Source organism: Gordonia sp. SID5947 (assembly GCF_009862785.1).
In the GTDB taxonomy this organism is placed as follows: Bacteria; Actinomycetota; Actinomycetes; order Mycobacteriales; family Mycobacteriaceae; genus Gordonia.
Genome location: NZ_WWHU01000001.1, coordinates 544,422 through 559,647, shown reverse-complemented (window position 1 = coordinate 559,647; position 15,226 = coordinate 544,422). Strand labels below are relative to the sequence as shown.

Annotated in this window: 9 protein-coding genes and 2 pseudogenes; 1 reads left to right on the top strand and 10 read right to left on the bottom strand. The window is 65.2% G+C overall.

Annotated elements, in window-relative coordinates; translation table 11 throughout:
* Positions 1 to 158: 158 nt before the first annotated feature.
* The 3 genes from GTV32_RS02640 to GTV32_RS23980 are packed head-to-tail and all read right to left on the bottom strand — an operon-like array spanning position 159 to position 936.
* Positions 159 to 467 carry an SHOCT domain-containing protein gene (locus GTV32_RS02640; RefSeq protein WP_161058819.1) on the bottom strand — a complete coding sequence of 103 codons (309 nt, stop codon included), beginning with the start codon at positions 465 to 467 and terminating at the stop codon, positions 159 to 161.
* Between the two features lie 41 nt (positions 468 to 508).
* Positions 509 to 760: a hypothetical protein gene (locus tag GTV32_RS23985; RefSeq protein ID WP_343287427.1), complete on the bottom strand. Its 252-nt coding sequence runs from the start codon at positions 758 to 760 to the stop codon at positions 509 to 511.
* Complete coding sequence (locus GTV32_RS23980) at positions 700 to 936, bottom strand: hypothetical protein (protein WP_343287191.1); 237 nt, start codon at positions 934 to 936, stop codon at positions 700 to 702. The genes GTV32_RS23985 and GTV32_RS23980 overlap by 61 nt, the downstream gene beginning before the upstream one ends.
* Positions 937 to 1,135: 199 nt before the next feature.
* Between GTV32_RS23980 and GTV32_RS02630 the strand changes: the two genes are divergently transcribed.
* Positions 1,136 to 1,825: a DUF998 domain-containing protein gene (locus GTV32_RS02630; RefSeq protein WP_161062298.1), complete on the top strand. Its 690-nt coding sequence runs from the start codon at positions 1,136 to 1,138 to the stop codon at positions 1,823 to 1,825.
* A 9-nt stretch (positions 1,826 to 1,834) separates the two neighbouring features.
* Here the strand turns inward: GTV32_RS02630 and GTV32_RS02625 are convergent, their stop codons facing one another.
* The 7 genes and pseudogenes from GTV32_RS02625 to gltB all read right to left on the bottom strand — a co-directional run bounded on the left by GTV32_RS02625 (position 1,835) and on the right by gltB (position 15,098).
* The gene (locus tag GTV32_RS02625; RefSeq protein ID WP_161058818.1) at positions 1,835 to 3,670 is read right to left on the bottom strand and encodes a long-chain fatty acid--CoA ligase; all 1,836 of its coding nucleotides are present in this window, start codon (positions 3,668 to 3,670) and stop codon (positions 1,835 to 1,837) included.
* Positions 3,671 to 3,811: 141 nt separating this feature from the next.
* Positions 3,812 to 5,722 carry an ABC transporter ATP-binding protein/permease gene (locus tag GTV32_RS02620; RefSeq protein WP_161058817.1) on the bottom strand — a complete coding sequence of 637 codons (1,911 nt, stop codon included), beginning with the start codon at positions 5,720 to 5,722 and terminating at the stop codon, positions 3,812 to 3,814.
* 117 nt (positions 5,723 to 5,839) lie between these two features.
* Positions 5,840 to 6,382 carry a hypothetical protein gene (locus tag GTV32_RS02615; RefSeq protein ID WP_161058816.1) on the bottom strand — a complete coding sequence of 181 codons (543 nt, stop codon included), beginning with the start codon at positions 6,380 to 6,382 and terminating at the stop codon, positions 5,840 to 5,842.
* Between the two features lie 24 nt (positions 6,383 to 6,406).
* Complete coding sequence (locus GTV32_RS02610) at positions 6,407 to 7,282, bottom strand: acyl-CoA thioesterase II (protein WP_161058815.1); 876 nt, start codon at positions 7,280 to 7,282, stop codon at positions 6,407 to 6,409.
* A 149-nt stretch (positions 7,283 to 7,431) separates the two neighbouring features.
* Positions 7,432 to 8,865: a pyruvate kinase gene (gene pyk, locus GTV32_RS02605; protein ID WP_161058814.1), complete on the bottom strand. Its 1,434-nt coding sequence runs from the start codon at positions 8,863 to 8,865 to the stop codon at positions 7,432 to 7,434.
* 165 nt (positions 8,866 to 9,030) lie between these two features.
* Positions 9,031 to 10,535 (bottom strand): annotated as a pseudogene (locus GTV32_RS02600) (glutamate synthase subunit beta).
* Positions 10,528 to 15,098 (bottom strand): annotated as a pseudogene (gltB, locus tag GTV32_RS02595) (glutamate synthase large subunit). The pseudogenes GTV32_RS02600 and gltB overlap by 8 nt, the downstream one beginning before the upstream one ends.
* Positions 15,099 to 15,226: the final 128 nt, after the last annotated feature.

Below are 15,226 nucleotides of genomic sequence, written 5' to 3'. Positions count from 1 at the left end.
TGCCAGACGGCAGGTTACGCCCGTCGGTTCCCGTGCGTCTCAGGTCCTGCAACCTGTTTCTCACAACGAAACTCGTACTGTTCGGGCACCGACAACAGGGCCGCCCGTCGGCGACGAAGCCTCCTCGGTTTCGGCCCCCTGGACGCCCGGATCGGACCTCAGCTGCCGAGGATCTTCGCCTTCTGCACGGCGAATTCCTGTTCGGTGAGGATGCCCTGCTGATACAGCGCGCCGAGCTCCTTCAGTTGCTCGATGGTGTCGCCGGACGGGGCAGCGGGCGCAGCCGCCGGCGCGGGCGCGGGGGCCACGTACTGCTGTGTGGGCTGGGGCTGCGCATAGCGCTGTTGATTCTCGTATTCCTGCTGCGCCCACCTGTTCGACTGACGACGGGACACGCGGTTGCTCACCGACGTCGCGGTTCCGGCGATGACGGCAGTGCGCGCAGCTGCGCGAATGAGTCCGGGCATGTTGTTCTCCTTTGCGGGTCGGACGTGATCGAGCGAAGGCCTCAGGCCTCCGCGGCGTCCAGGGTTTCGAGGAAGTCGTCCATCGGGATACGACCGGCGGCCACCAGCTGGCCACCGTTTCGACGTAGCGCCGCAGCAAATCCCGCGGCCCAGGCATTCTCGTACACGATGATCGCCGCGGCGGTTCCCGGCTGCAGAACCGACGCTGCCTCCGAGACGTCATCGGTCGAGATCAGATCGGTGGAGACGCCGTCGAAAACCTCGAAGTCGGCGCCGAGCTGATCGAGTTCGATCTGGGTGATCTCACCCCCTCGTCCTTCATCACGAAGGCGAGGTCGATGATGCGGATGACACCGCGATCAACCAGTTCGATGAGGTACGGAATGGCCTCGCCGTTCGGCTGTTTGTCGGGCCACTCCAGCACCACGTAGTCGATGGGTCCAAGTTCTTGGGCGGCTTCTTCGGTCATGAAAACCTCGCTGCATCGCGATTGACAGGTGGTGATCGACCTTCCCGCACCGCGGGAACGACGACCCTCCGATCGATCCTAGTGTGAAGTTGCCGTTCCCCTGCCGGGTTCGACCTCATTTTCATCCCGGTCGGGTGAGACGCGACTCGACCTCCGGATCGGGGCTGGTCGTCGCTACGCTGGCGGGGTGACGCCCGACATGCCCCGCAACCGGTCGGGGCGTGTCGTCGTGGCGGGTATCGCGGTGGCACTCGCCGGGGTCTGCTACTCGTCATGGGTTCTGGAGTTCCTGTGGCCCAGTCCGCTTGATCCGCTTCGTACCTTCCTGAGCGAGCTCGACGCCGCCCATCGTCCACATCGCGAGGTCTACGTCGCGGGTGACATCACGACGTCGTGTTGTGCACTGTTCGCCTCGGTCGCCCTGCTCGTACCGCGGCCCGCGTTCCGTGGCTTTCCGGCGATCACCGCGGTGGTGGCATTGGGCGCCTTCGGGATGTCGACGCTCGCCGACGCTCTCATGCCCATCGAATGCATCCCCGGGGTGGACGCCGGCTGCCCCGAGGAACCGAGCGGCTTTCTCCCACAGCTGCACCACATTCATGCGCTGACGAGCACCCTGGCGGTGTTCTCGATCTTCACGGCCATGATCGCGGCCACCGTCGCTGCACATCGCTCGGGGAGTTGGCCGGAACTGAGGGTGGTCGGGACCATCGTCTTGGGCGTCATCGTGGTGTCGACCGTGTGGATGTTGGCCGCCGACAACCTGTCAGGCGATTTCCGCCTCGGTCTCGCCCAACGAATCCAGGTCGGTGGGATCACGGCGTGGCTGATGATCTGGGGCTGGGCGATCGTCGCTGCGCGACGCAGGCCAGATGTCGGCAGCGTGTGACATTCAGCGCTAACGGAGGTCGATGATCTCGCTTCCAGGCGATTCCCCGTACAACGCATCGATGCGCTCGGCATATTTCGTCGCAATCGGCTTACGCCGCAACTTCATCGTCGGCGTCAGTTCGTCACCGCCCGGATCCCAGGCCGCCGGCACCAGCGTGAACCGTTTGACCTGTTCGACTCGCGACAGTTTGCCGTTGCCTTTCCGGATGGCGGCGGTGACCTCGTCGATCACCTCGCGCCGGCTCGACAGGGTCGCGAGATCGGCATCCGGGATGTTCAGATTCTTCGCCCGTGCGGCGGCTGCGTCCGGGTCGAGGACGACGAGCGCGGCGACGAACGGTTTTGCGTCACCGATCGCCACGACCTGACCGATCAGCGACGACGCCGCCTTCATCGCGTTCTCGATGTTGGTCGGCGACATGTTCTTGCCCGCCTCGCTGATGATCAGTTCCTTCTTGCGATCGACGATCCTCACATTTCCGTCGTCGTCGATGGTGGCGATGTCACCCGTGGCGAGCCACCCGTCGGCATCGATGGTCTCCGCGGTCTTGTCGGGTTGTTTGCGATAACCGCGCATCACGACGGGACCCCGGACGAGGAGTTCGCCGTCGTCGGCCAGTTTCGTCTCGACGCCGGCCACCGGCCTGCCGACGGTGCCGATCGCGAGGTTCTCCGCGGTGGTCAGCGTGGACACCCCGGTGGTCTCCGACATCCCCCAGACCTCCAGCACCGGGATGCCGAGGCCGAGGAAGAACTGGAGCACCTCGGCCGGGATCGCGGCGGCGCCCGACCCGGCGAACTTGACCTGATCCAGCCCGATGGCGGTGCGGACTTTGTGCAGTACCAATTTGTCGGCGAGTCCGTGCTGGACGCCACCGACCAGCCCAGCGCCGCGACCCTCGAGATGCGCCTTCGCCGAGGCGGCTCCCGCGCCGAGCGCCCACGCCGCGAGATTCTTCTTGACCGGACTCGATTCCTCGGCCATCTTCGCCTCGATCCCGGCCCGGATCTTCTGCCATACCCGCGGCACACCGAAGAAGAACGTCGGCCGCACCTCCGGCAACGCGGCCGCGATCTCGCGTGGATCCGGCACCGTGGTCACCTGGATGCCGCGAACCATGTTGGCCGCATGGGACGACACCCGGTCGGCGATGTGGGCGGCGGGAAGGTAGGAGATGACCCGGTCATCGAAGCCTGCCTCGACGTGCTCCTCGAGGGCGGCGAGCTCGGCGATGATGTTGCGATGGGTGATCTCCACGCCCTTCGGTGGGCCGGTGGTGCCCGAGGTATAGATCAGCGTCGCCAGATCATCGGGTTGCACGGCGCGCCAGGATGATTCGAAGTCAAATCCGTCCGGCGGTTCGGTCTGCTCCAACTCGGCGAGGGTCATCGTTCCGCTCGCGGCGCCGTCCACGACGATCGTCGTCGTGACCGCGGTCGCGGCGGCACGGATGACCGGGAGGAATACCTGTTCGGTCACCACCACGGCATTCTCGGCATTGCCGAACAAGTACGCGATCTGATCGGGTGAACTCGTGTTGTAGATGGAGAACGGGATCGCCCCGAGGTGCAGCGCCGCGGTGTCCACCAAGTGGAATTCCGGGCGGTTGGTCAGCATGATGCCCACGGTGTCGCCACGTCGGACACCCAGCGCGGCGAGGCCGCCCGCGATCGCTTCGACGCGCTCGGCGTATTGCGCCCAGGTGATCTCCTGGATTCCGCCGACCGTCCGGATCGCCACCGCGTCCGGTCGTACCTTTGCCGTCAGCGCAAATGCCTCCGGAAGCGTGGCGACCGCGGTGCCGCTCGCGTGAGGAAATGTGATCCGCTCTGTGTCCGTCATGACCGATTCTCTCACTCCGCCCGACAATGTGGTCGGGCTCACATTACCGAGAGATGGAGGAGCCTGGCGAGAATCCGCCAGATTGGTAATGAAATGGTAAAACTCAGTCGTCAGAGCATGATTCGTGCGGCCGAGGCGCGGTCAGGTGCCGACCGGACGAACCTCCCACGCACCTTCGCCGATCAACTCGAGAACATTAGTGTGGTGCTGGTCGGTGGTGCTGCGGTGACTGACGGACACGAGGATCGTCTCCGGCAACTCGGCCCGGATCAGCGAGTACAGCGAGAACTCCAGACCTTCGTCGACCGCAGAGGTCGCCTCGTCCATGAACACCACCTCGGGCCGGGTCAGCAGGATGCGCGCAAAAGCGACCCGCTGTTGCTCCCCCGGTGACAGGACCTTCGACCAGTCCTCCTCCTCGTCGAGACGATCCACCAGATGTGGCAAGAACACCCGCGCGAGTGCGGACCTGATCGCGTCGTCGCCCACGTCGTCCGGTTGGGCCGGATACGCAACAGCGGTCCGCAGATTTCCGAGCGGGATGTAGGGAATCTGAGACAGGAACAACGTGCGGTCGCCTGCCGGGCGAGCGAACTCACCGTCGACGAACGGCCACAGTCCGGCCAGGCCGCGTAGCAATGTCGTCTTGCCCGAACCCGATCTGCCCTTCACGACGAGCGCATCGCCGGGATCCAGCGAGAGGGTGAGGTCGCGGATCAACTCGTCGCCGTCCGGCGTGGTGATGTCGACATCGGTGAGACGGACGGCGCGGTCACGGTCGATGGTTGTCATCGCCGAGAGCTCACGTGATTCCTCGTTGGCATCCTCGAGCCCGTTGAGGCGGATCAGCGCTGCTCGGAAATCGGCAAACGAATCGTAGGCCTCACGAAAGAATGACAAGGAGTCGTGCACATTGCCGAACGCCGACGCCGTCTGATTCATGTCGCCCAGCGTGATCGTCCCGGCGAAGAACCGCGGCGCCTGGATGACATAGGCGAAGACGACCGAGAGCTGGTTGACCACGAAGTTCCAGCCGTTGAACTTGAGGGTTCGGAACACGATCTGCCAGAAGTTGCCGACCACGGCCCCGAAACGTTCCAGCAGGCCGGCTCGTTCGACTCCCTCACCGTGGTAGAGGGCGACGTTCTCGGCGCCGTCGCGTACTCGGACAAGGGCATACCGGAAATTCGCGGTGAGTCGTTCGCGGAGGAAGTACAGCCGAATCAGCGGGCGGCCGATCCAGAATGCGACGACGGTGGTGATGAGGACGAACATGTACACGAACCAGACCATCGCCCTCGGCACCTCGGTGCCGAACACCGACATCGGCCCGGAGAGGTCCCAGAGGATCTTGGTGAACGAGACGATCGTGATGATTGCCGGGATCACACCGTTTGTCGACGATCCGCCATAGCCGAACACCAGCTGACGACTAGACGTGGCGACGGTCGTGATGTCTGTCTCGATGCGCTGGTCGGGGTTGTCCACTCCGGGCTGGATCGCCGAATCCGGTCCTTGGGGGCGCGCCGCCTCGACAAACCTGTTCCGGTAGAAAGCCTTTCCGCCGAGCCAATCCGTGGTGTTGCGAGCAGTCATGTACTCGCGCAGCTTGATCTCGAACGCGCTGCCCAGATAGAGCTCGATGAGCGTGCGGACGATGTGGATGGCCGCCAGAACGCCGAAGATCCACATGGCTTTCCAGAACGCCGACTTTCCCGCGTCGAGCGCATCCTGATTGCCTTGGGCGAGCCCCTCGGCAGCAGTCTGGAGGGCCGTGAACATGTCATTGCCCTGGTACGAGAACAGCACCGTGACACGTACTCCGGCAACGGCCAGCAAGAGCAGCACCGCGACCAGCCCCCACCCGAGCAGACGGGTATCGCGATCGGTGAAGAATCCGCCGGCCGCGCGCCAATACTGGCGCCCCCAGTGGGTGAACCGTGCAAGCAGATAGCCGACCACCAGCACGCCGACGAGAGCGATCGCGAACACGATCCCGATCCACCGAAGCGAACCCAATACCTCGTTGCCCCAGTCGATGCTGTCAGTCACCCTCTCCCCCATCCGTACCAAGGTCACGTGTGGGTCCTGCCCGGGAATCGGCCAGGGCTCACAGAGATCGCCGCAGTCTAACCCGCGCCTTCGCTTACCACCCGTTAAGGCACGTGGTCAGGAAACCGGGCGCAGCACCACACCCGACGAAAGCGCCGATTCGGACACGGTTTCCTGGAGGACATCGCCGATGCGAATCACATAACCGTCTCGTCCGGACTCGACATCGTGCGCGCGGAAGGGCATCTCGCAGCGACCGCCGTCTCCGCTGCGCCGTTGACCAAGTGTGGTGGTCGACAACTCGCCACCGGTCTCGTCGTAGATCTGCACCGTTGCTCCGGGACCGATCTGCAGAGCCTGCGCCTCGGCTGTCGGGCACACAACCACGCCGCGGGCGGTGAAGGACGTCCGATTGACCGTGCCGACCAGCAGCGCCGCGACGGCGACCGCGGCCAACGCCATGGCCGCCAGCGAACTGATGACGATGATCGGCGACCGCGTGCTGCGCTGCCAGGTGCGCTGCGGCAGCATCGGTCCCGAACGCAGCCAGAACTGCGGAGCGTTGGCGGATCCGGTGTAGGGGTCGACCGGATGGCCTGCACGGTGGTGGTCATGCGCCTGGGGCGCCACGTCATGTCGAGGAGGCTGGCCGGAGGTCATGGGATCAGTCTGCCACCCGCTCGATCAGTTCTTCGGCGGGAAGTACTTGATCAGCGCCTCTTGGACCACCGAGGTCGCCAGGGTGCCGTCGCGTTTCCAGAACCGGCCCGACCCCATGCCGCGGCTGCCCGTCGCCACCGGCGACCGCGTCGCATACAGCATCCACTCGTCGAAACGGAAGTCGCGATGGAACCACATCGAATGGTTGACGGTGGCGGCGAAAAGTCGATCGATCCCCCACGAGAGCCCATGTGTCGTGATGACCGAATCGAGGACCGTGGTGTCCGATGCGTAACACATGGCTGCAACGTGCATGATCGGATCGTCGGGCATCGCGCCGTCGGTCTTCATCCACACCCGGTTGTCCTTGAGCGTCGCGCCGGCGTCGCGCATCTTCCACGTCGGATCGTTCGCGAACCGAATGTCTATCGGGTGCAACGCGTTGACGAAGGTTGCTATCCGATCCTCGTAGCCCTTGAAATGCTCGCCGAGCGGCGGCAATTCCTCCGGGTAGGGAACCTGCGGGATCTCCACCGCGTGTTCGAGACCGGCACTGTTGTCCTGGAAGGCGACCAACATCGTGAACACCTCGGAGCCGTCCTGCATGGCGGTCACCTGGCGGTTCGCGAAGGACTTGCCGTCGCGGAACCGTGCCACGTGATACTCCATCGGCTTGCTGACATCGCCGCCCCGGATGAAATGGGCGTGCAGCGCGTGGATCGGCGGATTGCCTCGGGTGATGGTGCGCCCGGCAGACACCACCCCCTGCGCCAGCAACTGACCACCGAACGTGCGCGCCGTCTTCTGCTCCGGGTGGCGGCCGATGAACAGGTCGTCGTTCTGCTGCTCGACGTCGAGCAGGGCGAGCAGCTTGCCGAGGTCCTCGGATTGTTCGGTCATGACAGGACACCCTATGCCCCCGGCCCGGGTGGTCTCGATACGACTCCTCGCTCCGCTCGTCGCCTACTCGACCAGCACGAACGACTCGTCGCTCGCACGACAGCGGGGAGGGTCGTCTACTCGACCAGAGGCAGATCAGGCGGGCGAGCTCAGTGGTCCTGCTCGCCGATCCGGTGGACGTGAATCATGTTGGTGGAGCCGACCGTTCCGGGCGGGGCACCTGCGACGATCACCACCACGTCGCCTTCCTTGAGGCGCCCGATGCGCAGGAGTTGATGATCCACCTGATCGATCATGTGATCGGTGGTGTCGACGGGATCGACGATGAATGTCTCCGTGCCCCAGCTCAGCGCGAGTTGACTACGCACCGCCTGGGTCGGTGTGAACGCCAGCAACGGCAGACGCGAATGCAAGCGAGCGAGCCTGCGGACGGTGTCGCCGGACTGGGTGAATGCGACGAGGGCCTTCACCTCCAGACGCTCACCGATGTCACGGGCGGCGTAGGAGATGATGCCGCGCTTGGTACGCGGCACATGCGACAGCGGCGGGACCTCGCGGGAGCCGGATTCAACCGCTCGGGCGATCTTGTCCATCGTCAGCACCGAGTCGATCGGCCACTTGCCCACCGAGGTCTCGCCGGAGAGCATCACCGCATCCGCACCGTCGAGCACCGCGTTGGCGACGTCGGAGGCCTCCGCGCGGGTGGGGCGTGAGTTCTCCATCATCGAGTCCAGCATCTGGGTCGCCACGATGACCGGCTTGGCGTTCTCGCGGGCCATCTGGATCGCACGCTTCTGGACCAGCGGCACCTCTTCGAGCGGCAGCTCGACACCGAGGTCGCCGCGAGCGACCATGATGGCGTCGAATGCGAGCACGATGGCCTCGAGATTTTCGATGGCCTCGGGCTTTTCCAGCTTGGCGATCACCGGGACCCGGCGCCCCACGCGATCCATCACCTCGTGGACCAGCTCGATGTCTGCGGGGCTTCGGACAAACGACAGGGCGATCATGTCGACACCCAGTTCGAGAGCGAACTCCAGATCGGCGATGTCCTTCTCCGACATCGCCGGCACCGACACGTTCACGCCGGGCAGCGACAACCCCTTGTTGTTGCTGACCGGGCCGCCCTCGGTCACGGTGCACACCACGTCGTTGCCCTCGACCGCGGTCGCCACCAGGCCGACCTTGCCGTCGTCGACCAGGAGTCGATCACCGGGCTTGGCGTCCGATGCCAGATTCTTGTAGGTGGTCGACACCCGGTCGTGCGTCCCGACGATGTCGTCCACAGTGACGCGGACCTCTTCGCCGGTCGCCCACATCACTTCGCCGTTCGGCGCGCCGGTGTCCTCGAATTTGCCCAGACGGATCTTCGGACCCTGCAGGTCCGCGAGAATGCCCACCGCCTTCTCGGTGGCATCGCCTGCCTTACGCACCCTGGCGTACACCTCGCGGTGCACATCATGGGTGCCGTGGCTCATGTTCATCCGGGCCACGTCCATACCGGCCTCGACGAGCTCTTTGAGCTTCTCGTCGCTGCTGGTCGCCGGGCCGAGGGTGCAGACAATCTTTGTTCGCCGTGTCACTGTGTTCACCTTAGTCCCGTTGTATCGCCATCTCTATCCCGGCGCGGATTGGTCACCTGCGGGCCACATGCAGTTCGTGCAGGTCAGCGCGGTGTCCGAGGTGACCGCGAACACAATGAAACCAACGCTTCCCGCGCGCGTTGCGAGCGCCCGCAGGTGTCGCCGTCACCGCACCGACAGCGGCAGAGTCGCGGGCCGCACCGGCGACGGCAGGTCGGACTCGCCCATCAGGAGCTCGTCGACCGCGCGCGCGGCCGATCGCCCCTCCGCGATGGCCCACACTACGAGCGAGGCACCGCGATGGGCGTCTCCGCAGACGAAGACCCCCGGCGCGTCGGTCTGCCAGTCACTGCCGCACGACAGCGCGCCACGTCCATTGGGTTCGAGTTGGAGGTCGGTCAGCAGCGCGCCACGCGCGACACCGGCGAACCCGATTGCGAACAGAGCCATCTCGCACGGTATCTCGAACTCGTCCCCGACTGGTGTGACCACTCGTCGGCCGTCCGGCTCACGCACCACCTGCACCTCGGCGAGCACCAGGGTCGTCACGTTGCCGTCGTCGTCGCCGAGGAACCGCTGGACGGCCACCTCATACTTGCGCTCGCCGCCCTCGGCGTGCGCCGATGATGTCCGCATGACCAACGGCCATGTGGGCCACGGCGATCGGCCCTCGTCGCGGTCGCTGGGAAGTGCGGGGTTGTAGTCGAGCTGCACCACCGATGCCGCCCCCTGACGATGCGCAGTGCCGAGGCAGTCGGCACCGGTGTCGCCACCGCCGATGATGACGACGTGCTTGCCCTGCGCGGAAACCGGCGACGGACCGTCGCCCTCGCATTCGCGATTGGCGGGCACGAGATGCTCCATCGCGAGATGTACGCCGCCCAGTTCACGACCGGGCACCGGGTTGTCACGGGCCTCCATGGCCCCGATCGCCAGCACGACCGCGTCGTGCCGCGAGCGCAACTGCTCGACCGACATGTCGGTACCGACGTCACAACTGGTGACGAATTCGGTTCCCTCGGCCCGCATCTGGGCGATCCGCCGATCGATGTCGGACTTCTGGAGCTTGTACTCGGGGATGCCGTATCGCAACAATCCACCGAGCCGGTCGTCGCGCTCGTACACGGTCACCTCGTGACCGGCTCGCGTGAGTTGTTGCGCGGCAGCAAGTCCTGCGGGCCCCGAGCCCACCACTCCCACCGACTTGCCCGAGCGGGCCGCCGGCGGTTCGGGCCCGATGATCCCCTCCGCCCACGACTCGTAGGCGATGGTCTTCTCCACCCGTTTGATGGTGACACTGCCCCGCTGGTCGCTTCCGAGATCGACAAGACGCAGGCCGCCTCGCAGGGCGCCGGACACACCATCCCGGTGAACTCGGGAAAGTTGTTGGTGGCATGCAGTCGGCTGCTCGCTGCATCCCACCGGCCACGCCGCACCAGATCGTTCCACTCCGGGATCAGATTGCCCAGGGGACAACCTGCGGTGCCGGAGTGGCAGAACGGAATTCCACAGTCCATACACCGCCGCGCCTGTTCGGACACTTCGGACAACTCACGCAACGGGTTGTCACGGTGCTCGTAGACGTCGTCCCAGTCCTGCACGCGCTCGGCGACCGGACGATACTTCGATTCCTTCTTGGGGATCTCCAGGAACCCTCTCGGATCAGCCACGTGCCGCCTCCATGATCGCCGAATCGATGTCGCGTCCCTCGGCCTCTGCCATCCGGGCGGCATCGAGCACTCGCTTGTAGTCAGTGGGCATGACCTTGGTGAAGCCCAGGCATCGCCGCGGCCAGTCGGCCAGCATCGATGCGCCGATCGCCGAACCGGTGAGTTCGGTGTGCTTGATGATCGTCTCGCGCAGGAAGCACAGGTCGTCGGGATCCGGTCGCAAGAGCTCCACCATCGCCATGTTCACCTTGGCGACATCGAGGTCGTACACAAACGCGATACCCCCGGACATACCGGCGGCCAGGTTGCGTCCGGTGGATCCGAGGATCACCGCCCGCCCCCGGTCATGTACTCGCACGCGTGGTCGCCGACGCCTTCGACCACCGCCGTGGCGCCCGAATTGCGGACCGAGAAGCGTTCGCCGACCTTGCCACGCAGGAACACCTCCCCCGACGTCGCGCCGTACAGGATGGTGTTGCCGGCGATGACCTGGTCCTCGGCGACGAACCGGGAGCCGGGATCGGGTGCCACGACGATCTTGCCGCCACACAGCCCCTTACCGACATAGTCGTTGGTGTCGCCCGACAGACGGATCGTCACGCCAGGTGGCAGGAATGCACCGAGGGATTGTCCGGCCGAGCCCGTCAGCTTCACCACGATCGTGTCCTCGGCCAGTCCTTCGGCCCCGTAACGTCGCGTGACCTCCGATCCCAACAACGTGCCGACCGTCCGGTTCACGTTGCGCACCGGCAGTTCCAGCGTCACCGGATGGGCATCCTCGAGCGCACCTTCGGCGAGTTGGATGAAGGTCTGATCGAGTGCACGATCGAGTCCATGGTCCTGGCCGCGTATCCGGCGGGTCGGTCCTTTGTCGTCGTGTGTGCGGAAGATCGGGGTGAGGTCGAGGCCCTTGCTCTTCCAGTGCGCCACCGCGTCTGCGGTGTGCAACCGCTGAGACTGTCCGATCGCCTCGTCGAGCGTGCGATAGCCCAGTTGTGCCAGATGCTTTCGCACATCCTCGGCGATGAACCGGAAGAAGTTGACGATGTGCTCGGCCTGACCGGTGAACCGGGCACGTAGTTGCGGATTCTGCGTCGCCACGCCGACCGGGCATGTGTCGAGGTGGCAGACCCGCATCATGATGCAGCCGCTGACGATGAGCGGTGCCGTCGAGAAGCCGTACTCTTCGGCACCGAGCAGGGCTGCCATGATCACATCGCGGCCGGTGCGCAGTGCGCCGTCGCACTGAACGGTGATGCGATCGCGTAACCCGTTGAGCATCAACGTCTGTTGCGCATCGGCGAGCCCGATCTCCCACGGCGTGCCTGCGTGCTTGAGGGAGGTCAGCGGCGACGCACCGGTACCACCATCGTGACCGGAGATCAGCACCACGTCGGCATGTGCCTTGGACACACCGGTCGCAACGGTCCCCACGCCGACCGCACTGACGAGCTTCACGTGGACGCGCGCGTCGGAATTGGCGTTCTTCAGGTCGTGGATCAGCTGTGCGAGATCCTCGATCGAGTAGATGTCGTGGTGCGGCGGGGGCGAGATCAGTGCGACGCCGGGAGTGGAATGCCGCGTCTTGGCGATCCATGGATACACCTTGTAGGCCGGGAGTTGCCCTCCCTCACCGGGTTTCGCCCCCTGCGCCATCTTGATCTGGATGTCGGTTGCGTTGATCAGGTAGTCGCTGGTGACCCCGAAACGGCCGGAGGCGACCTGTTTGACCGCACTGCGTCGTTCCGGATCGTAGAGCCGGTCGACATCTTCGCCGCCCTCACCCGAGTTGGAGCGGCCACCGATCCGGTTCATGGCGATGGCGATGGTCTCGTGGGCCTCGGCCGAGATCGACCCATAGCTCATCGCGCCGGTGTTGAATCGCGTCATGATCGTCTCGACGGGCTCCACCTCGTCGAGCGGGATCGGTTCGCGCTCAGTCAGATCGAAGTCGAACAGGCCACGCAGGGTGCCGCCCTCGCGCGAGAGCTCGTCGACCTCGTCCGAGTACTTCTGGAACACCTCGGCCTGACCGGTTCTCGTGGCGTGCTGGAGCAGGAAGATCGTCTCAGGGGTGAAGAGGTGGAGCTCGCCCTCACGGCGATACTGGTACTCGCCTCCGACCTCGAGACGCCGGTACACCTGCTCGGTCGGGTTCTCCGGGAACGCGCGATGGTGACGGAGCCGCACCTCCTCTGCGAGTTCGTCGAGTCCGACGCCTTCGATACGGGAGACAGTGCGCGTGAAGTATTCCTTGACGACCTCCGACGACAAGCCGACGGCCTCGAAAGCCTGCGCGCCGGTGTACGAGCTGATGGTGGAGATCCCCATCTTGCTCATCACCTTGAGCACACCCTTGCCGAGCGCCTCGAGGTAGTTGCGGCTGGCCTTGGACGACGGGACACCGGTGAGCTCGCCCCCGGCGATCAGGTCATCGATCGATTCGAGAGCGAGGTAGGGGTTGACCGCGGCCGCGCCGAAGCCGATCAACAGAGCGATGTGGTGCACCTCGCGAGCGTCGCCCGACTCGACGACAAGCGCGACCTTGGTGCGCTCCTTGGTACGGACGAGATGGTGATGCACCGCCGACGTCGCGAGCAGCGACGGAATGGGCGCATGATCACGATCGGTTCGACGGTCGGAGATCACCAGCGTGGTGTGCCCCTCGGCGATCGCCTGACTCGCACGCAGGCGCAGATCTTCGAGCGCGGCCGCGAGCCCCGGCCCGCCGTCGGCAACCTCATACAGACCGTGGAGCACCTTCGCCGACAAACCCGGGTTGTCCCCGTCGTCGTTGATGTGGACGAGTTTGGCGAGATCGTCGTTGTCGATGACCGGCCAGTGCAGCAGGATCTGCCGGCACGACGCAGCGGTCGGCTGCAGGAGATTGTGCTCCGGCCCTGTCACGCGTGCCATCGACGTGACGATCTCCTCGCGGATCGCATCCAACGGTGGATTTGTGACCTGCGCGAACAGCTCCACGAAATAGTCGTAGAGCAATCGGGACCGCTTGGACAGCACCGCAACCGGGGTGTCGGTGCCCATGGAGCCGAGAGGCTCGTAACCGGAGGCGGCCATCGGGGTGAGGAGAACGCGCATGTCCTCCTCGCTGTAGCCGAAGGAGACCTGGCGTCGGACGACGGTATCGTGATCGGGCTTGTAGACAGGACGGTTCGGCAGGGTCGCGATGTCGAGCAGACCGGCATGCAGCCATTCGTCGTACGGTTCGGCAGCGATCAGCTCCCCTTTGATCTCCTCGTCGGGGATGACCCGGCCCGCCTCGGTGTCCACCAGGAACATCCGGCCCGGTTCGAGCCGCCCCTTCGACAGGACGTCGTCGACCGGGACGTCGAGCACACCGGCCTCCGACGCCAAGATCACCCGACCGTCGCGGGTCTGCCACCAGCGTCCCGGCCGCAGACCGTTACGGTCGAGCACGGCCCCGACGACGGTTCCGTCGGTGAACGTGACACATGCCGGGCCGTCCCACGCCTCCATCAGCGACGCATTGAACTGCAGGAACGCGCGTCGTCGCGGGTCCATGTCCGGTACGTTCTCCCACGCCTCGGGCACCATGAGCATCACCGCGTGCGCAACACTGCGGCCGCCGAGATGCAGGAGTTCGAGGACCTCGTCGAGCGATGCGGAATCCGACGCGGCCGGAGTGCAGATCGGGAAGACACGTTTCAGATCCCCCGGGATCAGGTCGGTCTCGAGGAGCGCCTCCCGTGCTCGCATGCGGTTCCGGTTGCCGCGGACGGTGTTGATCTCGCCGTTGTGCGCGACGAAGCGGAACGGATGGGCCAGCGGCCACGACGGGAAGGTGTTTGTCGAGAACCGGGAGTGCACGATCGCGATCGCGCTGTGGCACCGATCGTCGCGGAGGTCGTCGTAGTAGAGGGGCAGCTGCATCGTCGTGAGCATGCCCTTGTAGACGATGGTGCGACTCGACAGCGACGGGAAGTAGATGCCCGTACCCGCTTGTTCGATCTCCGGGGTGACCCGCTCGGCCTGCTTGCGGAACGGGTAGATGAAACGGTCCAGTTCGAGGCCGCCGATCCGTTGCGCACCGGCCACCGGATCGACGGTGACGAACAGTTGCATCATGTACGGCATGCAGCCGAGCGCCGTCTCCCCGATGTCGGCGCGGTCGGCGTCGACCGGCAGTTCACGCCATCCCAGGATGGTGACCCCCTCGTCGAGGGCCAATGCGCGAACCCGTTCGACGGCGCGCTCGCGCAGGACCGGATCGGTGGGCAGGAAACAGATGCCGGCGGCATAGGTGTTCTGTCCGTCCACGGTCGGTGCGGGCAGGTCGAAATCCGCCACCGCGCGGAGCAATTCGTCGGGGAGCTGGATGAGGATGCCTGCCCCGTCACCGCTGTTCACCTCGGCGCCCGCGGCACCGCGATGTTCGAGGTTTTCCAACGCCAGCAATCCGTCGGCGACGATCGAGTGGGAGCGTCGGCCGTAGATGTCCGCCACCATGGCGACGCCACACGAATCGACTTCGGCCTCCGGGTCGTACAGACCCTGCTTGGCCGGGAGCGCAGAAAACAACATCTCGAACCTCCACTCGACTCGGTGACGAATCGCAATGCTCGATGTCCTCAGGGACAACGCTGGCCCGTGGAGCAGTTATCTGGTGTCCGAATTCGACGTTCTGAACCCGATCACCGTGAAGCTTCACT